The 18480-nt window shown below is 67.7% G+C and carries 18 protein-coding genes; 14 read left to right on the top strand and 4 right to left on the bottom strand.

Features of this window, described 5'->3' with window-relative positions:
* Positions 1–59: 59 nt before the first annotated feature.
* The 3 genes from AC6CHP_RS19585 to AC6CHP_RS19575 all read right to left on the bottom strand — a co-directional run bounded on the left by AC6CHP_RS19585 (position 60) and on the right by AC6CHP_RS19575 (position 3008).
* Positions 60–224 (bottom strand): hypothetical protein, encoded by a 165-nt coding sequence (locus tag AC6CHP_RS19585; RefSeq protein ID WP_188728351.1) that lies wholly within the window; start codon positions 222–224, stop codon positions 60–62.
* Positions 225–324: 100 nt separating this feature from the next.
* Positions 325–2019: an alpha-amylase family protein gene (locus AC6CHP_RS19580; protein WP_498231730.1), complete on the bottom strand. Its 1695-nt coding sequence runs from the start codon at positions 2017–2019 to the stop codon at positions 325–327.
* The gene (locus tag AC6CHP_RS19575; RefSeq protein ID WP_498231728.1) at positions 2016–3008 is read right to left on the bottom strand and encodes a TIGR03885 family FMN-dependent LLM class oxidoreductase; all 993 of its coding nucleotides are present in this window, start codon (positions 3006–3008) and stop codon (positions 2016–2018) included. Before AC6CHP_RS19575 ends, AC6CHP_RS19580 begins: the two co-directional genes overlap by 4 nt.
* A gap of 140 nt (positions 3009–3148) precedes the next feature.
* Here AC6CHP_RS19575 and AC6CHP_RS19570 point away from each other — a divergent pair, with 140 nt between their 5' ends.
* Both AC6CHP_RS19570 and AC6CHP_RS19565 read left to right on the top strand, forming a co-directional pair.
* A complete protein-coding gene (locus tag AC6CHP_RS19570) occupies positions 3149–4072 on the top strand; it encodes an AEC family transporter (protein WP_188729166.1) in 924 nt (307 codons plus the stop codon).
* Between the two features lie 61 nt (positions 4073–4133).
* Positions 4134–5222, top strand: coding sequence for an ATP-dependent DNA ligase (locus AC6CHP_RS19565; protein ID WP_498231726.1), 1089 nt, complete (start codon positions 4134–4136; stop codon positions 5220–5222).
* A 167-nt stretch (positions 5223–5389) separates the two neighbouring features.
* Here AC6CHP_RS19565 and AC6CHP_RS19560 read toward each other — a convergent pair whose 3' ends face one another.
* Entirely contained in the window at positions 5390–6709 is a 1320-nt protein-coding gene (locus tag AC6CHP_RS19560) for an MFS transporter (RefSeq protein ID WP_104186834.1), read from the bottom strand.
* Between the two features lie 227 nt (positions 6710–6936).
* Between AC6CHP_RS19560 and AC6CHP_RS19555 the strand changes: the two genes are divergently transcribed.
* The 12 genes from AC6CHP_RS19555 to AC6CHP_RS19500 all read left to right on the top strand — a co-directional run bounded on the left by AC6CHP_RS19555 (position 6937) and on the right by AC6CHP_RS19500 (position 18454).
* A complete protein-coding gene (locus AC6CHP_RS19555; protein WP_498231724.1) occupies positions 6937–7764 on the top strand; it encodes an IclR family transcriptional regulator in 828 nt (275 codons plus the stop codon).
* A 132-nt stretch (positions 7765–7896) separates the two neighbouring features.
* On the top strand, positions 7897–8778 hold the full coding sequence (locus AC6CHP_RS19550; RefSeq protein WP_498231723.1) for a shikimate dehydrogenase: 882 nt from the start codon (positions 7897–7899) through the stop codon (positions 8776–8778).
* The gene (locus tag AC6CHP_RS19545; protein WP_498231721.1) at positions 8778–10661 is read left to right on the top strand and encodes a bifunctional sugar phosphate isomerase/epimerase/4-hydroxyphenylpyruvate dioxygenase family protein; all 1884 of its coding nucleotides are present in this window, start codon (positions 8778–8780) and stop codon (positions 10659–10661) included. Before AC6CHP_RS19550 ends, AC6CHP_RS19545 begins: the two co-directional genes overlap by 1 nt.
* Positions 10662–10733: 72 nt before the next feature.
* A complete protein-coding gene (gene pcaH / locus AC6CHP_RS19540) occupies positions 10734–11606 on the top strand; it encodes a protocatechuate 3,4-dioxygenase subunit beta (RefSeq protein ID WP_498231720.1) in 873 nt (290 codons plus the stop codon).
* Between the two features lie 16 nt (positions 11607–11622).
* A complete protein-coding gene (gene pcaG, locus AC6CHP_RS19535; RefSeq protein ID WP_498231718.1) occupies positions 11623–12186 on the top strand; it encodes a protocatechuate 3,4-dioxygenase subunit alpha in 564 nt (187 codons plus the stop codon).
* 23 nt (positions 12187–12209) lie between these two features.
* Complete coding sequence (locus tag AC6CHP_RS19530; protein ID WP_498231756.1) at positions 12210–13673, top strand: lyase family protein; 1464 nt, start codon at positions 12210–12212, stop codon at positions 13671–13673.
* A complete protein-coding gene (locus AC6CHP_RS19525; protein WP_498231716.1) occupies positions 13666–14484 on the top strand; it encodes an alpha/beta fold hydrolase in 819 nt (272 codons plus the stop codon). The genes AC6CHP_RS19530 and AC6CHP_RS19525 overlap by 8 nt, the downstream gene beginning before the upstream one ends.
* Positions 14481–14930: a 4-carboxymuconolactone decarboxylase gene (gene pcaC / locus AC6CHP_RS19520; protein WP_427116579.1), complete on the top strand. Its 450-nt coding sequence runs from the start codon at positions 14481–14483 to the stop codon at positions 14928–14930. Before AC6CHP_RS19525 ends, pcaC begins: the two co-directional genes overlap by 4 nt.
* An 87-nt stretch (positions 14931–15017) precedes the next feature.
* Entirely contained in the window at positions 15018–16232 is a 1215-nt protein-coding gene (locus tag AC6CHP_RS19515) for a thiolase family protein (protein WP_498231714.1), read from the top strand.
* Between the two features lie 3 nt (positions 16233–16235).
* Positions 16236–16949, top strand: a complete 714-nt coding sequence (locus AC6CHP_RS19510) for a 3-oxoacid CoA-transferase subunit A (RefSeq protein ID WP_498231712.1) — start codon at positions 16236–16238, stop codon at positions 16947–16949.
* A 1-nt stretch (position 16950) separates the two neighbouring features.
* A complete protein-coding gene (locus AC6CHP_RS19505; RefSeq protein WP_188810780.1) occupies positions 16951–17628 on the top strand; it encodes a 3-oxoacid CoA-transferase subunit B in 678 nt (225 codons plus the stop codon).
* Positions 17629–17650: 22 nt separating this feature from the next.
* Entirely contained in the window at positions 17651–18454 is an 804-nt protein-coding gene (locus AC6CHP_RS19500) for an IclR family transcriptional regulator domain-containing protein (protein ID WP_188728323.1), read from the top strand.
* The last annotated feature ends 26 nt before the right edge of the window (positions 18455–18480 follow it).

Here is an 18480-nt window from a genome sequence, read left to right as displayed (position 1 = left end):
AGTACCGGTGGCCGTGCAGCCCCGGCACAGTTGCGTGGTGCTTCAACGGTGCCTGCTGCCTACCGCCGGCGGCGGTCCCGGCGCACGCCGCGGACGCCGAGGATGATCCCGCCTGCCATGAGCACCGCACCGATGCCCTGCAGGCCCGGGGAATCATCGGCGCCGCCGAGCACGAAGACGGCCCCACCGAGCACCACGACGAGCAGTGGGACCACCCACCTCACGAGATCCCCTTCCCGTCGCCGGGAGTACCTTGGGCAGTAACGTGAGAGCCGTAGTCCACCGAGGACCCCGCCGCCAAAGCCGCCGCTAAAGCTGCCAGCGTCATGGCGCCAGCCTGTCCCCTTTGCGGTGGAGGCGGTACCAGCGGTAGCCGTATCGTTCCAGTTCCACGGTGAAGCCGCCGTCGGGATTCAGGGTGACGTCGTCGCCGTCGAACAGGTCCAGCAGGGTGGCATCCCTGAACGCATTCGCGGGCCCGTCCTCAGCGCCCACCGTCCCCTTCACCTTCACGGGCTCCTCCCCAAAGTTGTGCAGGAGCACCAGTGCGCCGGTGTCCGTGCTGCAGGTGTGCGCGAAGACCGCCGGCTCGGACTGCTCAATGATGGCGAAGTCCCCCCAGCCAAGCTCTGCGGATTCCCGGTAGCGGCGGATCAGGGTGACCATGAAGTTGAACAGCGAGCCGGGGTCGCGTTTGGCGGCCGCGGCATTGACGTGCTCGGGACCGTATTCTCCCCGGGCCAGCGGTGCCACCAGGTCCGCGGCCTTGGCCGTGGAAAAGCCGCCGTTTTTCCCGTCGTTCCACTGCATCGGCGTGCGCACCGCTGCCCGGCTCTTTTGCCGGAGGTCCTCGCCCATGCCGATTTCCTCACCGTAGAACAGCACCGGCGTGCCGGGCAGTGCGAACATCAGCGAATAAACCATGCGGAGGCGCTCAGGGTCGCCGCCCAGCATCGGCGGAAGCCTCCGGCGCAGCCCTCGTCCATAGATCTGCATGTTTTTCCGGGGCCCGAAAGCGGCGAACACCTCCTCGCGCTCGCCGTCGCTGAGCTTGTCCAGGGTCAGCTCGTCATGGTTGCGCACGAACATGGCCCATTGGTTGTCCGGGTGCAGCGGCGGGCGGCTCTTGAGCGTTTCAGCCAGGGGCCGGGCATCCCCGCGGGCCAGGGACAGGTAGATGTACTGCATGGACATGAAATCGAACTGCATGTTGAGTTCGTTGCCGTCCGGCCCGCCGAAGAACTCCACCTGTTCCTTGTAGGGCAGGTTGACCTCGCCCAGCAGCACGGCGCTGCCGTTACGGCGGCTCACGAAACTGCGCAGGGCGGCAAGGAAGCCGTGCGGATCCAGGTTGGCCGCCTCGTCCCTGGGCTGCCCCCTGGTTTCCAGGAAGAAGGGCACCGCGTCCAGCCGGAACCCGTCCAGGCCCAGTTCCAGCCACAGCCCCATTGCCTTGGCGATCTCGTTCCGCACGGAGGGGTTGGTGACATTGAGGTCCGGCTGGTGCTTGGCGAACATGTGCAGGTACCACTCGCCGGTGGTTTCGTCCTTTTCCCACAGCGAGTCCTCTTCGCCCGGGAACACAACCTCCGAGGAGGTGTCCGGGGGAGTGTCGCTCCGCCACACGTAGTAGTCGCGGTACTTGTTGTCCGTGGATTTCCTGGCTTCGATAAACCAGGGGTGCTGGTCCGAGGTGTGGTTCACCACGAAGTCGGCGATGACGCGCATGCCACGGTCCCTTGCCGCCCGGATGAACTCCACCAGGTCCCCCATGGTGCCCAGCCGGGGATCCACGGCGAAAAAGTCCGTCACGTCATACCCGTCGTCCCGGTCCGGGGAGGGGTAGAACGGCATAAGCCAGATGCATGTCACTCCGAGCGCGGCCAGGTAGTCCACGCGCTGGGTGAGGCCGGCGAAATCGCCGGTGCCGTCGCCGTCGTCGTCAAAGAACGTCTCCACGTCCAGGCAGTACACGACGGCGTTCTTCCACCAGAGGTCCGAAGTTTCGGCGAGCCTCATGCGGGTGCCTGCGCCGGCGCCTGGACCTGCGAGCCCTGCAGCTGAGGAAGCACATCCGCTGCAAACGCATCAATGAACGGGGCCTGCTCCTGACCCACAAAGTGCAGGTAGAGTTCGTCGAAGCCCAGGGCCGCGTACGCCCCCAGCCACTCGGCGTGCTGGTCCAGGCTTGCCGAGACGTTGACCGCCTTCCTGACCTGGTCCTCGCCGATATGCCCGCTCACGCCGTCGAAATGCCCCGCTGTGGGGAGGTCCCACGGGACCGGCGGGGCGAAGGTGTTGGTCCGCCACTGGTCCAGGGCAATGGCTGCCGCGTCCTGTTCACGGGGGGCCCAGGACAGGTGCACCTGCAGCGCGGCCTTGCCGCGGCCGCCGTTGTCCCGGTAGGCCGCCAGCATGTCCTTGAGCTTGTCGGCGGGCTGGTTGATCGTTACCAGGCCGTCCGCCCAGGCGGCGGACCGGCGGGCGGTCTCCACGCTGATGGCCGGGGCGATGATCGGCGGCGGGGAGTCCGGCACGTCCCAGATCCGGGCCTGTTCCACGGTAACAAGGCCATGGTGTGTGACCTCTTCGCCGCGATGCAGCCGCCGGATTACCTCAACACACTCCTCCAGCCGGCGCTGCCGTGTTTCCTTCGGCGGCCAGGCGTCACCGGTGACGTGCTCATTCATGTTCTCCCCGCTTCCGGTGGCCATCCAGAACCGTTCCGGAAACATGCCGGCAAGGGTGGCAGAGGCGTGGGCGATGATGGCGGGGTGGTACCGCTGGCCCGGCGCGGTCACCACGCCAAAGCGCAGGCTGGTGGTGGCCAGCGCCGCGCCCAGCCAGGACCAGGCGAACCCGGAGTGGCCCTGCCGGGCGGACCACGGCTCAATGTGGTCAGAGCACATGGCGGCATCGAATCCTGCCTGTTCCGCGTGCTGGACGTCCTTGAGCAGTTGGGCGGGACTGATCTGTTCGTGTGAGGCGTGGAAGCCGACAGTAACCATCGTTAACCTCTACCGTCCGCAGGGGTGCCGTGTCGAGGGCTGCCCTGCCCGGCGCCACTTGTCAGATAAGTTTGGAGCTTGTAGTACTGCGCGTCCCGGAATTCCTGCGCAGGCGGCGGAGCTGGAAGGACGTACCACTCGTGGGCGGTGTGCTGGTGGGGCTGGCGGTCATCGGCGCGGTCATCGCCGTGGGGTACATTGCCGCGCGCTGCGGGCTGGGCGGGGAGCCCACGGTGTCGGCGCTCACGCGGACTGCCTTCTTCATCACCAACCCCGTCCTGCTGTTCACTGTGGTCCTGGAATCGGACCTCACCGTGGTCTTTTCCGCCTACGTTCCGCTGGCCCTGGCCACGGCGTCGGCCACCGCACTGCTGTACGTGCTGGCCAGCAGGCTGTGGTTCCGGCGGCCGCTGGCCGAGACCGCCATCGGTGCGATGGCCAGCTCCTACGTCAACGCCAACAACATAGGCATCCCCATCACGCTGTACGCCCTGGGCGACGCCACCCCGGTGGCGCCGGTCCTGCTGGTCCAGCTCCTCCTGTTCGCGCCCGTGGTCCTCACCTTGCTGGACTTCTCCGCCGCCGGCCGGGTGTCGCCCAGGCTGCTGCTCTCCCAGCCCTTCCGCAACCCGATGATCATCGCGTCACTGCTCGGCGTGGTCCTGGCCGCGTTCAAGGTGGACCTTCCCGATCCGGTGATGGCACCCCTTACCCTCCTGGGCGGGGCTGCCGTCCCGGTGGTGCTGCTGGCCTTCGGCATGTCCCTGCACGGCACCCGGATGCTCCGAAGCGGCGGGCACACGGCGGAGATCCTGACGGCCACAGCACTGAAGTCCGCGGTGATGCCGGCGGTCGCGTTCGCCGTGGGGCATTTCCTGTTCAACCTGGACCACCACATGCTCCTGGGCGTGGTGCTCATGGCGGCACTTCCCACGGCCCAGAACGTGTTCCTGTTCGCCGGCAAGTACGGGCGCGGGGTTGCCGTGGCCCGGGAAACCGTCCTGCTGTCCACGGCGGCAGCGGCGCCGTCGCTGATCCTCATCGTGTGGCTGCTGGCGGGCTGAGCCTGCCGTCTGCTGACCGTGGTCTTACGCCGGAGCACCTTCCCGGGCAAGAATGGGCAGCATGGAACTTCCCGTGATGCCGCCCGTCCCGCCCATGCTCGCCAAGGCCGTCAGCGGTATTCCTGGTGTTGCAGGAGGCGGGGAGCTCAGCTACGAACCAAAGTGGGACGGCTTCCGGTCCATCATCTTCCGCGACGGCGACGACCTGGAGATCGGCAGCCGCAACGAGAAGCCCATGACGCGCTACTTCCCCGAGCTCGTTGAGGCACTGAAGGAAAACCTGCCCCCGCGCTGCGTGGTGGACGGCGAGATCATCCTGGTGGGCGCCTCCGGGGACCGCCTCGATTTCGAGGCCCTGCAGCAGCGCATCCACCCCGCTGCCAGCCGGGTCAAGCTGCTCGCTTCCCAGACGCCGGCCTCCTTCGTGGCGTTCGATCTTCTGGCCCTGGGGGACGACGACTACACCGGGAGCCCCTTCACCGAGCGGCGGGCGGCCCTGGAAAAGGCCCTCGCGGCAAGCAAGGCCCCGGTCCACCTCACCGCCGCCACCACGGACAAGGACACGGCGGAGCGATGGTTCCGGCAGTTCGAGGGCGCCGGGCTGGACGGCGTTGTGGCCAAGCGCCTGGATGGCCGGTACGAGCCGGACAAGCGGGTGATGTTCAAGACCAAGCACGAGCGCACCGCCGACTGCGTGGTGGCCGGATACCGCCTGCACAAGAGCGGGCCGGATGTGATCGGCTCGCTGCTGCTGGGGTTGTACAAGGACGACGGCGGCCTGGCCAGCGCGGGCGTGATCGGCGCCTTCCCCATGAAGCGGCGCAAGGAACTGTATGAGCAGCTCCAGCCGCTGGTGACCACCTTCGATGACCACCCGTGGGCGTGGGCCAAGCAGGAGGAGGGGGAACGGACGCCGCGCAACGCCGAGGGCAGCCGCTGGAGCGCTGGCAAGGACCTGTCCTTCGTGCCGCTCCGCCCCGAGCTGGTGGTGGAGGTGCGGTACGACCACATGGAGGGGGAACGGTTCCGGCACACGGCCCAGTTCAACCGCTGGCGGCCGGACCGGGACCCGGAATCGTGCACATACGCGCAGCTGGAGGAACCGGTCGGCTTCAACCTGGCGTCGGTGCTGGAGACCGGCCGGCCGTAGGTTTGGGGAGGCCGCCGGCGTCCCCGGCCACCCGGGGTCGTGTCTTGCTGCCCCCGGCGGCGCCGGAACAGCCCATTTTTTGACGGGGAAAGCCCGCCATATGGGGGGAATGGCGGGCTTTCCGGTTCCAAAACCGGGCTGGACGGTTCTTCCAGCCGGGCGGGGTTCTACTTGAGGCCGAGCTGCGTGGTGGGGATCTTGTAGGACTCCTTGGCAGTCAGGGCGGAGATGGCCGCGATGCCGCAGATGACGGCGGTGAAGATGCTGATCTGGACCCAGCCGCCGGGCCTGATCCCGCCCATGGCCGCCACGATCGCCGGGGCGAAACCTGCCATCAGGAAGCCCAGCTGGGTGCCGATGGCCAGGCCGGAGAAGCGGACCTTGGTGCTGAACATCTCGGCGTAGAAGGACGGCCAGACGGCGTTGGAGGCTGCGTAGCCGCAGGAGAAGAAGCCGATGGCGGCCAGGAACATCAGCGGCACGCTGCCGGATTCAAGGCTCAGCAGGAAGACGGGCGTCAGGATGGCGCTGGCCACCGCCCCATAGATGAAGACTGGCTTACGGCCGATCCTGTCCGCCAGCATGCCGAAGAGCGGCTGGGTGCCCAGGGCCACGAGGTTGGCGCCGACGACCAGCCAGAGGGTTGTGGTTCCGTCCACGCCCGCCACGGTCTTGGCGTAGCTGATGGCCAGCGTGCCGAAGACTGTTGAGACGGCGGCGATGAAGGCGCAGCAGATCACGCGGAGGACGTCGCGCCAGTGGGCCTTGAGCAGGTCGGCAACCGGGAGCTTGGAGATCTGGGCGGTCTTCTGGGCTTCCTCGAAGGCCGGGGGCTCGTGCAGGGTGCGCCGGATGAAGAAGGCAACAACAACAACCACGGCGCTCAGCCAGAACGGAACGCGCCAGCCGATGCCGTACTTGATCTCGTCCGGGAGGGCCAGGACGGGGATGAAGACCAGGGCTGCGAGGATCTGGCCGCCCTGGGTGCCAGTGAGGGTCCACGAGGTGAAGAAGGACCGGCGGTTGTCCGGGGCATGCTCAAGGGTCATGGAGGAAGCACCGGCCTGCTCGCCGGCGGCGGACAGGCCCTGGCAAAGCCGGGCCAGCACCAGCAGGGCGGGAGCCCACCAGCCGACGGTGTTGAAGTCCGGCAGGCAGCCGATGAGGAAGGTGGAGGCACCCATCAGGAGGAGGGTGAACATCAGGACCTTCTGCCGGCCCACCCTGTCGCCGAAGTGACCCAGGATCACGGCGCCCACGGGGCGGGCCACGTAGGCGAAACCGAACGTGGCGAAGGACATGATGGCCGCGTTTGCGTCAGCATCCGGGAAGAAGACCGTGGGAAAGATCAGCGCGGCGGCGGATCCGAAAATGAAGAAGTCGTAGTATTCGACGGCGCTGCCCAGGAAGCTGGCGAGGGCTGCCTTCTTCGGCGTCCCGGCCGGGGCGGCAATGCCTGGCTCGGCGGACGGAAGTGTCTGGCTCATGGAGTTCCTTAGATGTGACGACTTTGTCGCGGATGGATCAGGGGGCTCGCGGCCGGCGCTGCCTTCAGGTGGAGGCGCGGCTCGGCAGAGGTGCGGGATAACCCGGGCAGTAGCCACATGGTGGGAGCTACTTGTGCGATACAGCAATAGTGACTGTGAGTGCGGTCACCTGTCAAGAAAATAATCACTATCTAGAAATAACTCTCACTATGTGGGAACATCGATGCATGAGTGTGAACCATGCCACAGTGGACAAAGACGTAGCTGCTGAGACCCCCGCAGACACCAAGGCGGCCAAGGCGGACCGCACGGACATGGTGGGCAAGGCCCTGGGCCTCCTGGTCCTCCTGGGCGATGAGCCGCGCGGGGCCAGTGCCGCAGAGATTTCACGGCGGGCCGAGCTGCCTTTCAGTACCACGTACCGCCTGCTGGGGTCGCTGACCCGCGACGGCTTTGTGGACTACGAGCCGGACGGCCGCCGCTACCACCTGGGCCTGCGGATCTTCCAGCTGGGCCAGCGGGTCTCCAATCACCACGGTTTCGCCGGCACCGCAATGCCGGTCCTCCGCCGGGTCACGGAACAGACGGGCGAGGCCACCATCCTCAGCGTCCGCGACGGCCTCCACCACCTCACGGTCAACAAGGTGGACGGTCCGCAGATGTTCCGGGTGACCAGCGACCCCGGCCACCTGGGCTCGCTGTCCACCACCGCGGTCGGAAAAGTGCTGGTCGCCTTTGCGGAGGATGCCGAGCGCGAGCGGCTGCTTGAGGACCTTCCGCTCGATCAGCTCACCGAAAAGTCCATCGCGGACCGGGACGCCTTCCGCGCGGAAGTCGAAAAAGTCCGGCGCCAGGGGTATGCCGTGATGGATGAGGAGAACGAGATGGGCATGCGTGCCGTCGCCGTACCCCTCCTCAACACCCAGGGTCATGCCTTCGCTTCCCTGGCAACGGCGGTCCCCGTCTTCCGCATGGGTTTGGAGGAACTGGCAGCGTGCGTCCCGCTGCTGCAGGAGGCCGCCGCTGAGCTCGCGGCGCGCCTACCGCAGCGCTGAACCAAGTTGTTCGAATGTAGAACAACAGTGCGCTGAGTGAACAAATGATGTACCGTAACTTTCAACACCGCAGCAGCAGCACCCGCTTGGCGCACTGCTCCTGCCCGGTGCCGTACCAAAGGAGCTGCACGGATGAGTAATCGAACTGAGTCCTACCTGGTGGGACTGGTCGGCGATGGCGTGATGCCGTCACTCACCCCGCCCATGCACGAGCGCGAAGGGGATGTGCAGGGCCTGCGCTATCTCTACCGGCCCATCGACCTTGTGGAACTTGGCCTTCCCGGCGAATCCGTGGGAGAGCTGCTGCGCAGTGCCAGGAACCTCGGCTTCAACGGCCTGAACATTACCCATCCCTGCAAGCAGCTGGTCCTGCAGCACCTGGATGAGGTAACCCCGGACGCCGTGCGGCTCGGTGCAGTCAATACCGTGGTGATCGATGATGGCCGCTTCATAGGCCACAACACAGACTTTTCCGGCTTTGCCGCGGCCCTCTCCTCAGGACTTCCCGGCGCCAAGCTGGACCGCGTGGTCCAGCTTGGCGCCGGCGGGGCGGGTTCCGCCGTGGCCTACGCCCTCCTCACCGCCGGGGTCCGCCACCTGGACCTCGTAGACATGGACGCCGCCCGCAGCGCCGCCCGGGCAGCGGAACTGGCCGGCTTCTTCCCGGACAGCACCGTTGCGGCGCACACGACGGCGGAGCTGCCGCAGCTGATGCCGCTGGCCGACGGCCTGGTGCACTGCACCCCCGTGGGCATGGCCGCCCATCCCGGCGTTCCGCTGGACCTGGAGCTGCTGGAGTCCCGGCACTGGGTGGCGGACATTGTCTACCGCCCCATCGACACCGAACTCGTCCGGGGCGCCCGCGCCAAGGGCTGCAAGGTCCTGGACGGCGGCCGGATGGCTGTGGGCCAGGCCGCAGACGCCTTCCGCATCTTCACGGGCCTGGAACCCGATCCGGACCGCATGCGCTCGCACTTCCTGGAGCTCGTGGCCGCAGAAGGGGTGGCTGCCTGATGCGCACCGGAATCGCCACCGTCTGCCTCTCCGGCACCCTGAAGGAGAAGATGCAGGCCTGTGCCATCGCAGGGTTCGACGGCATCGAAATCTTTGAACAGGACCTGGTCACCTCGCCGCTGAGCCCGGGGGACGTCCGGTCCATGGCGGCAGACCTTGGCCTGGGGCTGGACCTCTACCAGCCGTTTAGGGATTTCGACGGCGTGGCCCCGGACCTGCTGAAGGCGAACCTCCGGCGGGCCGAGGCGAAGTTTAACCTGATGTCCCGCCTGGGCATGGACACCATCCTGGTCTGCTCGAACGTTGCCACGGCCACGATCGACGACGACGGCCTGCGTGCCTCCCAGCTGGCGCAGCTGGCCGAACTTGCCGGCGACCACGGCATCAAGGTCGCCTACGAAGCCCTGGCCTGGGGCAAGTACGTCAACGACTACGAGCACGCCTACCGCCTGGTGGAGATGGTGGACCACCCCAATCTCGGAACCTGCCTGGACTCCTTCCACATCCTGTCCCGCGACTGGGACACCGCGCCAATAGAAAAGCTCAACCCGGACAAGATCTTCTTCGTCCAGGTTGCGGACGCCCCGAAACTCACCATGGACGTGCTGTCCTGGAGCCGCCACTACCGCGTGTTCCCGGGCGAGGGGCAGTTCGAGCTGGCCAAGTTCATGGGCCACGTGGTCCGGGCGGGCTATTCCGGCCCGGTCTCCCTTGAGGTCTTCAACGACGTCTTCCGCCAGTCGGACGTGGACCGCACGGCCGTGGACGCCATGCGCTCGCTCATCTGGCTGGAGGAACAGAGCGCCACATGGCTGGCAGGCAGCGCGGAAGCCGCAGGGGGCGGCAGTGTTGCCTCCCGCCGTCGTTATCCCATGGAACTCGCCACGCTGCCCAAGGTCAGCGAACCGGCGGGCTTCAACTTCGCCGAGGTCAAAGCTGACGATACCGCCCGGCTTGAGAAGCTCCTGGGGCAGCTCGGCTTCGGGTTCGAGGGCCGGCACCGCACCAAGGACGTGCAGCTGTGGACCATGGGCCAGGCGCGCGTGATCATCAACGAGCAGGCGGCATCGCACGCCGAACCGTCAATCGCCGCTTTGGGGTTCGACGTCGATTCACCCGTGATTGCCTCCGCCCGGGCCCAGCAGCTTAAGGCTCCCGTGGTGGCCCGCAAGGTCCAGGCCGACGAGGAAGTCTTCCAGGGCATCTCCGCGCCGGACTCAACGGAAATCTTCCTGTGCCAGGGCAGCCCGGACGGTACGGCAGCCTGGACCCGCGAATTCGGGGAAGGCCTGGAGCGCCGCACTCCTTCCGGGGGACCGGGTGCCGCTGCGGTCATCGACCACGTCAACCTCGCCCAGCCGTGGCAGCACTTCGACGAGGCCGTCCTGTTCTACACCAGCGCCCTGGCCCTGGAACCGCAGCCCTTCGCCGAAGTCCCCAGCCCCAGCGGGCTGGTGCGCTCGCAGGTGATGACCACCTCCGACGCCGCCGTCCGGCTGGTGCTGAACCTGGCGCCGGTGCAGCAGGCCCGCAGCGAAGTCCGCAAGACCTACCAGGAGCACATCGCGTTCGCCGTGGGAGACCTCGTGGCCACCGCCCGGGCCGCCCGGGACCGGGGCCTTGAATTCCTGCAGATCCCCGCTAACTACTACGAGGACCTGGACGCCCGGTTCGACCTCGAACCCGGGTTCCTGGCCACCCTGCAGGAGCTCAACCTCCTCTATGACCGCGATGCCGACGGCGAATTCCTCCACTTCTACACCGCCACGGTGGGCAGTGTGTTCTTCGAAATGGTGGAACGCCGCGGCGGCTACGACGGATACGGGGCGCCCAACGCCCCGGTCCGGCACGCGGTCCAGTACGACTCGCTGCACCGAACCTGAGCCGGGCCGTCGAACCACCGTCCCTGACCAAGTGCCCAATGAATTACAACGAAAACCAGAAAGGAGCCAGCCGTGCCGGAAGAAACCAACGCCCAGCTTGATACCGACGAGTCTGTGCCGCCCGCCGAGCCGAAGGCCGCACACATGCCCCTGGACCGCGCCATAGAAACCCAGGCTGACCTCAGTGCAGAGATCAACGCCCTGGGCGACGCCTACGCACGGGCCCTCAAAGAGGGTTCCCCCGCCGAGACCCAGCCGCGGCTGGACTACCCGCCCTACCGCTCCAGCATCCTGCGGCACCCCACCAAGAGCCTGCACCACGCGGACCCGGAAACCATCGAGCTGTACTCGCCGGCCTTCGGCCACCAGGACGTGCACGCCCTCGAGTCGGACCTGACCATCCAGCACAACGGCGAGCCCCAGGGCGAGCGGATCATCGTGGCAGGCCGGGTCCTGGACGGTGACGGCCGCCCCGTTGCCGGCCAGCTGGTGGAAATCTGGCAGGCTAACTCCTCCGGCCGGTACATCCACAAGCGCGACCAGCACCCGGCGCCGATCGACCCGAACTTCACGGGCATCGGCCGCTGCATCACCGGCCCGGACGGGTCCTACCGGTTCACCACCATCAAGCCCGGGGCGTACCCGTGGAAGAACCACCTGAATGCCTGGCGCCCCGCGCACATCCACTTCTCCCTGTTCGGAACCGAGTTCACCCAGCGGATCATCACCCAGATGTACTTCCCGGGCGACCAGCTGTTCCCGCTGGACCCGATCTACCAGACCATCGTGGACCAGGACGCCCGGGACCGGCTGGTAGCCACCTACGACCACAGCCTCACCGAGCCCGAGTGGGCCCTTGGGTACAACTGGGACATCGTCCTGACGGGCCCCAGGCGGACGTGGACCGAAAACGAGGCACTTGGTGCCGCAGGCGACGAGGAATAGGCAGAGGACCAGTCAGATGAACAACCAGACCAAACTCGTCCCCACCCCCGGTCAGACCGTGGGCCCGTTCTACGGCTACGCGCTCCCGTTCGAGAAGGACAACGAGCTCCTGGCCCCCGGCTCACCGGGCTCCATCCGCCTGCAGGGCACGGTGTATGACGGCGCCGGCCACACCATCCCGGACGCCATCCTGGAAATCTGGCAGCCCGACGCCGAGGGCAACATCGTCCAGAAGACCGGTTCCCTGGTCCGCGACGGCTACACCTTCACCGGCTGGGGCCGCGGCGCGGTGGGGAACTCGGGAGTCTTCACTTTCACCACCGTGAACCCGGGCCCCACGTCCCCGGGTTCGGCGCCCTTTATCTCCGTGGCCATCTTCGCCCGCGGGCTCACCAACCGGCTCTTCACCCGCATCTACCTCCCGGAGGACACCGAGGCGCTGGCCAACGATCCCCTGCTCAGCTCCCTGGATCCCGAGCGCCGCAGAACACTGATCGCCCGCCGCGACGCCGACGGCGGCCTCACCTGGGACGTCCGCCTCCAGGGTGAGGGCGAGACAGTCTTCCTGGACTTCCAGTGACCGGGTCCGCCGGCCTGGGAGATATGGGCGCCTTCGGGGGAGAGGGCGACGCCGGCCTGCTCAGTCCCGTCTCGGCGTCGCCCCTGGTGGGGGCGCTGACGGGTGACCGGGCTGTGCTGGCGGCGATCCTCGCCGTCGAGTCCGGCTGGGCCGCCGTGCTGGAGAAGGCGGGCCTGGCGCCCGCCGGTTCCGCCGCCGTCGTCTCCGCCGCGGCCGAGCCTGGCAGGTACGGCGTGGCAGGTATAGCCCGCCGCGCCCAGGGCGGCGGCAACCCGGTGATCCCGCTGCTGGCGGACCTTCGGAAAAACGTCCAGGCACTGGACGGCACCGGCATCGGCGCCGGAAAGGCAGTCCACACGTCCCTGACCAGCCAGGACGTTCTGGACACCGCCCTGATGCTGCTGGCACGCAACACCGTGGAGGCGCTGCTCGGCGACCTGAAGCGCACCACGGCGGCACTCGCCAGTTTGGCGGAAGAACATGCGGACACGCTGTGCGTGGGCAGGAGCCTCACCCAGCACTCGCTCCCCTTCACGTTCGGGCTCCGGGCTGCACAATGGTTCCACGGCGTTGCCGCCGCGGGACGCCAGCTGGAGGGCCTGGCCTATCCGGTCCAGTTCGGCGGCGCGGCGGGAACCTTGGCCGCCGGAACCGTCCTGGCCTCCGGCTCCCCAAACACCCCCTTCAGCCTGGCCGATGCCCTGGCGGCACAGCTGGGCCTCGCCGCCGCCCCGGCGCCCTGGCACACCAACCGGCTGGTGGTCACGTCGCTGGGCAACGCCCTCGCGGCAGTACTGGACGCGTTCGGCAAGATCGCCGCGGATGTGCTGTTCCTGAGCAGGCCCGAGGTGGGCGAGCTGGCCGAACCGCGCGCCGCCGGCCGCGGAGTCTCCTCAGCCATGCCGCAGAAACAGAACCCCGTACTGTCCGTCCTGGTCCGCAGCGCGGCGCTGCAGGCACCCCAGCTCGTGGCCCAGCTGCACCTGGCGGCAGCCAGCTTCAACGATGAGCGCCCGGACGCCGCGTGGCACACCGAGTGGCCGGCCCTCCGGCAGCTCCTGGCCCTGGCACTCGGGGCGGCCGGACACATCCGTGAACTCGCCGGCGGCCTGCAGGCCTTCCCGGACGCGATGCGCCGCAACCTGGACCTCGCCGGTCCGCTGCTCCTGGCCGAGGGAGTGGGCGCGGCGGTGGCGCCCCTGCTTGGGACGAAGGACGGCCTCACCGGCAAGGAACAGCTGCAGGCCGTGGTGGACCAGACCCTGCAGGCACCTTCCGGGGAGCAGGCGGCCACCTACCGCAAGCTGCTCCGCGACGCCGCGCCCGCCGGGGTGCTCACCGACCTCCGGCTTGAGGAGCTCCTCAACCCCGCCAGCTACCTGGGCGAGGCGGCAAACATTTCCCGCCGTATCCTGGCCGCCTTTCCGGAATATGCGGCGACCCCTGCACTTCCCGATACTGATCCGAACGGAGGCCCCCGTGGCTAAACCTGCCCTGAAAGCCGCCCTGCTCTCGCCCCAGCGCCCCCTGGGCGACCATCCGCTGCTGGTGGTGGGGCCCTCCCTGGGCACCACCACCATCCTGTGGAACCGCACCGCCTCGGTGCTCGGCAACGATGTCGACGTCGTGGCCTGGGACCTGCCCGGCCACGGGGTCTCACCCGCAGCCACCGCGACCTTCGATGTTGCCGCCCTGGCTGATGCCGTGGTGGACCTCGTAGACTCCATCGCACCCGGAGAGGCCTTCCATTACGCGGGCGTCTCCCTGGGCGGTGCCACCGGACTGCAACTGGGCATTAAGCACGGGGAACGCCTCAAGAGCCTGTCCGTCCAGTGCAGCGGCGCCAAGCTGGGCACGCCCGAAGGGTGGCTGGAACGCGCTGAAACCGTCCGCACCCAGGGCACCCCGGTGATGATCCAAGGCTCGGCGGAACGCTGGTTCGCCCCCGGTTTCATGGAACGCGAGCCGGAGCTCAGCAGCCGGCTGCTGCATGCCCTGCGCGATGCCGACCGGTTCAGCTATGCCTTCTGCTGCGAAGCCCTGGCAGCCTTCGACGTCCGGGAGGACCTGGGCAGCATCCGGGTGCCCACCCAGGTCATCGCCGGGGCGCTGGACGGGGTGGCCCCGCCGTCGTTCGCTGAAGAAGTGGCGGCCGGCATCACGGCCGGCGGCGGGACGGCCACCGCTGTCACCCTGGAGGGCGTGGCCCACCTTGCCCCGGCCGAAGCCCCCGCCCACGTGGCCGAGCTGATGCGCAGCCTCATCACCTGGACCGAATCGCAGGGAGCAGCCAAGTGAACGGCACTGGCGCGAAGAACCCCGACCGCAACGGTGCGGTCCAGCCGGGGGCCACCAGCCAGGACATTTACGACGGCGGCATGAAGGTGCGGCGCGAAGTGCTGGGCGACGCGCACGTGGACCGGGCCAATGCCGCCAAGGACGAATTCACGGACGACTTCCAGGACATGATCACGCGGATCGCGTGGGGCGGGATCTGGACCCGGCCCGGCCTCACCCGGCAGATGCGCTCCGCCGTCACCATTACCGCCATGGTGGCACACGGGCACTGGGAAGAGCTGGCCATGCACATCCGGGCAGCTCTCACCAACGGACTCAGCAGGGACGAGATCAAGGAAATCCTGCTGCAGACCGCCATCTACTGCGGAGTGCCCTCCGCGAATACGGCTTTCAAGACCGCCCAGCAGGTGTTCAAGGACATGGACGCGGACACCCCACCCAACTAGGTAGCAGCAGATGTCGCTATGGGCCCCCAAAACGACATCAACTGCTACCTGGTTGGGCAGACCAGTCAAGAATGTAGAGGAACAGTGATGAACCAGGCTTTTGTGTACGACGCCGTGCGCACCCCGTTCGGTAAGTTCGGCTCCGGCCTCGCCGGGGTCCGCCCGGATGACCTCGCCGGGCACGTGATCAGGGAATCCGTGAAGCGGGCCCCGGGGCTCGATCCGGAGCGGATTGACGAGGTGGTCTTCGGCAACGCCAACGGTGCCGGTGAGGAGAACCGGAACATCGCGCGGATGGGCACGCTGCTGGCCGGCCTGCCGGTCTCGATCCCGGGCACCACGGTCAACCGCCTCTGCGGTTCGTCCCTGGATGCGGCGATCATCGCCTCGCGGCAGATCAATGCCGGTGACGCAGAGCTGATGCTGGTGGGCGGGGCGGAATCGATGTCCCGGGCCCCGTGGGTGCTGCCGAAGACCGAGAAGCCCTACCCGGCCGGGGACATGACCCTGGCCTCCACCACGCTGGGATGGCGCTTGGTCAACAAGGCCATGCCGAAGGAATGGATCATTTCCCTGGGCGAGGCCACCGAGCGGCTCCGCGAGAAATACGGCGTGAGCCGCGAAGCGCAGGACGAGTTCGCCGCTGCCTCGCACAACCTCTCCGCCGCGGCGTGGGACGAGGGGTTCTACGACAACCTGGTGGCCCCGGTGCCGGGCACGGACCTGGTCCGGGACGAGGGCATCCGTGCCGGCTCCTCGGCGGAGAAGCTCGCCGGGCTGAAGACGGTGTTCCGGACCGAGGACGGCACGGTCACCGCCGGGAATGCTTCGCCGTTGTCCGACGGCGCCTCCGCGGCCTGGGTGGGCAGCGAGGCTGCCGCCGGGCTGCTGGGGCTGGATCCTTTGGCCCGGATCGCCGGGCGCGGCGCGCACGCCAATGACCCGCAGTTCTTCGGGTATGCCCCCGTGGAGGCGGCGAACAAGGCACTCGCGAAGGCGGGCATTGGCTGGGACCAGGTGGGCGCCGTCGAACTTAACGAGGCGTTCGCCGCGCAGTCCCTGGCGTGCATCAACGCCTGGGGCATCGACCCCTCCATCGTGAACCGGCACGGCGGCGCGATCGCCATGGGTCACCCGCTCGGTGCTTCCGGAACCCGCATCCTGGGCACCCTCGCCCGGTCCCTGCAGGCCTCCGGCGAACGCTGGGGCGTCGCCGCGATCTGCATCGGCGTGGGCCAGGGCCTCGCCGTCGTCCTCGAAAACGTCACCGCCTCCGCAGGCACCAGCACAGGAAAGGCCTAGGCAATGCTGAACTTCGTAGAGTCGGTCCAGGAAGCCGTCTCCGGAATCAAGGACGGTTCCACTGTGATGATCGGCGGGTTCGGCAACGCCGGGCAGCCGTTCGAGCTGATCGACGCGCTGCTGGACTGTGGCGCCACGGACCTGACGGTGGTGAACAACAACGCGGGCCAAGGCGACCAGGGCCTGGCCCTGCTGATCAAGGAAGGCCGGGTGCGGAAGATGATCTGTTCCTTCCCGCGCCAGTCAGACTCCTGGCATTTCGACGCCAAGTTCCACGCAGGCGAGATCGAGCTGGAACTGGTGCCGCAGGGCAACCTGGCCGAGCGGATCCGGGCCGCCGGGGCCGGGATCGGCGGGTTCTTCACTCCCACCGGATACGGCACCATGCTCGCCGAAGGCAAGGAAACCCGGATCATTGACGGCCGCGGCCAGGTGTTCGAGACCCCCATCCACGCCGACGTCGCACTCATCAAGGCGCTCAAAGCGGACGGGAAGGGCAACCTGGTGTACCGCAAGACCGCCCGGAACTTCGGGCCGATCATGGCCGCGGCGGCCAGGCAGACCATCGTGCAGGTCTCCGAGATCGTGCCTGTCGGGGCACTGGACCCGGAAAACGTGGTGACTCCCGGAATCTACGTCAATACCGTGGTCCGCGTTCCCGCTGCTGCCGGCAATACCGTCGGCAGCACCACTGGCACTGAAGAGAAGGTGGCCTGAGATGGGCGTCATGGAATCGAGCATCAAAACCTCCGAGGCCCCGCTGAGCCGGGACGACCTCGCCCGCCTGGTGGCCAGGGACATCGCCCCGGGCTCGTTCGTGAACCTCGGCATCGGCCAGCCCACGCTCGTGTCCAACTACCTCACCGAGGACCAGGACATCACGCTCCACACGGAGAACGGGATGCTGGGCATGGGTCCGGAGGCCAAGGGCGATGAGATTGACGAGGACCTCATCAACGCCGGCAAGATCCCCGTCACCGAACTCCCGGGGGCGTCCTACTTCCACCACGCCGATTCCTTCGCGATGATGCGCGGCGGGCACCTGGACATCTGCGTGCTCGGCGCGTTCCAGGTATCGGTGACCGGCGACCTCGCCAACTGGCACACCGGCGCACCCGGCGCCATTCCCGCCGTCGGAGGCGCCATGGACCTGGCCACCGGCGCCAAGGACGTGTTCGTCATGATGACCCTGCTCACCCGCGAAGGCGCCTCCAAGATCGTGGAGTCCTGCACCTACCCGCTCACCGGCGTCGGCTGCGTCACCCGCGTGTACACGGACAAAGCCGTCTTCCTCACCGGGCCCGGCGGCATCACCGTCCGTGAGACCTTCGGCTGCACCTTGGAGGAACTCCAGGAACTGGTGCCTGTTCCGCTCAAGGCGGCCGCCGCGGCCTGAGCCGGCCCTAGGATTGGTAACCATGACCGACGCAGCATCAGCGGGTGCCCCGCAGGCCAGTGACCAGTACGTCCAGTCCCTGGCCCGCGGGCTCGCCGTCATCCGTGCATTCGATACGGACCACCCGGTGATGACCCTGACGGAGGTGGCAGCCCGCACGGGGCTGACGCGCGCCACTGCCCGGCGGTTCCTGCACACGCTGGTGGAACTGGGCTACGTTCGAACGGACGGTAAAACCTTCGCGCTGACGGCCAAGGTGCTCCAGCTGGGTTACGCATACCTGTCCGGGCTGTCGCTGCCGCAGATGGCGCAGCCACACCTTGAGGAACTGTCCCTGAAGCTGGGGGAGTCCACCTCTGCCGCAGTGCTCGACGGGGCTGACATCGCCTACATCGCGCGGGTGACCACCCGCCGGATCATGAACGTGGGCATTACCGTGGGCACCCGCTTCCCGGCGTACGCCACGTCCATGGGCCGCGTTCTGCTCGCCGGGCTGCCTCCGGCGGACCTGAAGGCCTACCTGGCCACGGCCGAGATCAAACCGCTGACCCCGCGCGCCCTGGGCACTGCCAAGGACCTTCTGCCAGTCCTTGAGACGGTCCGGGCGCAGGGCTGGTGCCTGCTGGACCAGGAGCTGGAGCTGGGCCTGATGTCCGTGGCCGCCCCCGTGTACGACAGGTCCAGGGTTGTGGCGGCCGTCAACGTGTCCCTGCAGGCCCAGTCCGTGGCTGCCAAGCCGGACCCGGACGCCTTCCTGGCCTCGGTGGCGCAGGAGATCATCGCGACGGCGAAACTCATCTCCGCCGATCTCAGCGCGCGGGGTTAGCCGCTCCAAGGGTGCACACGGCTGGG

Source organism: Pseudarthrobacter sp. GQ63, from assembly GCF_059758765.1.
The sequence above is the reverse complement of the archived record's forward strand: the minus strand, read 5'-3'. Positions and strand labels throughout refer to the sequence as shown.

Excerpts from the sequence above, each read along its gene's own strand:
- AC6CHP_RS19580 (WP_498231730.1), bottom strand. The coding sequence starts at position 2,019 with ATGAGGCTCGCCGAAACTTCGGACCTCTGGTGGAAGAACGCCGTCGTG.
- AC6CHP_RS19575 (WP_498231728.1), bottom strand. The coding sequence starts at position 3,008 with ATGGTTACTGTCGGCTTCCACGCCTCACACGAACAGATCAGTCCCGCC.
- AC6CHP_RS19565 (WP_498231726.1), top strand. The coding sequence starts at position 4,134 with ATGGAACTTCCCGTGATGCCGCCCGTCCCGCCCATGCTCGCCAAGGCC.
- AC6CHP_RS19560 (WP_104186834.1), bottom strand. The coding sequence starts at position 6,709 with ATGAGCCAGACACTTCCGTCCGCCGAGCCAGGCATTGCCGCCCCGGCC.
- AC6CHP_RS19555 (WP_498231724.1), top strand. The coding sequence starts at position 6,937 with ATGAGTGTGAACCATGCCACAGTGGACAAAGACGTAGCTGCTGAGACC.
- AC6CHP_RS19550 (WP_498231723.1), top strand. The coding sequence starts at position 7,897 with ATGAGTAATCGAACTGAGTCCTACCTGGTGGGACTGGTCGGCGATGGC.
- AC6CHP_RS19545 (WP_498231721.1), top strand. The coding sequence starts at position 8,778 with ATGCGCACCGGAATCGCCACCGTCTGCCTCTCCGGCACCCTGAAGGAG.
- pcaG (WP_498231718.1), top strand. The coding sequence starts at position 11,623 with ATGAACAACCAGACCAAACTCGTCCCCACCCCCGGTCAGACCGTGGGC.
- AC6CHP_RS19530 (WP_498231756.1), top strand. The coding sequence starts at position 12,210 with ATGGGCGCCTTCGGGGGAGAGGGCGACGCCGGCCTGCTCAGTCCCGTC.
- AC6CHP_RS19515 (WP_498231714.1), top strand. The coding sequence starts at position 15,018 with ATGAACCAGGCTTTTGTGTACGACGCCGTGCGCACCCCGTTCGGTAAG.
- AC6CHP_RS19510 (WP_498231712.1), top strand. The coding sequence starts at position 16,236 with ATGCTGAACTTCGTAGAGTCGGTCCAGGAAGCCGTCTCCGGAATCAAG.
- AC6CHP_RS19505 (WP_188810780.1), top strand. The coding sequence starts at position 16,951 with ATGGGCGTCATGGAATCGAGCATCAAAACCTCCGAGGCCCCGCTGAGC.
- AC6CHP_RS19500 (WP_188728323.1), top strand. The coding sequence starts at position 17,651 with ATGACCGACGCAGCATCAGCGGGTGCCCCGCAGGCCAGTGACCAGTAC.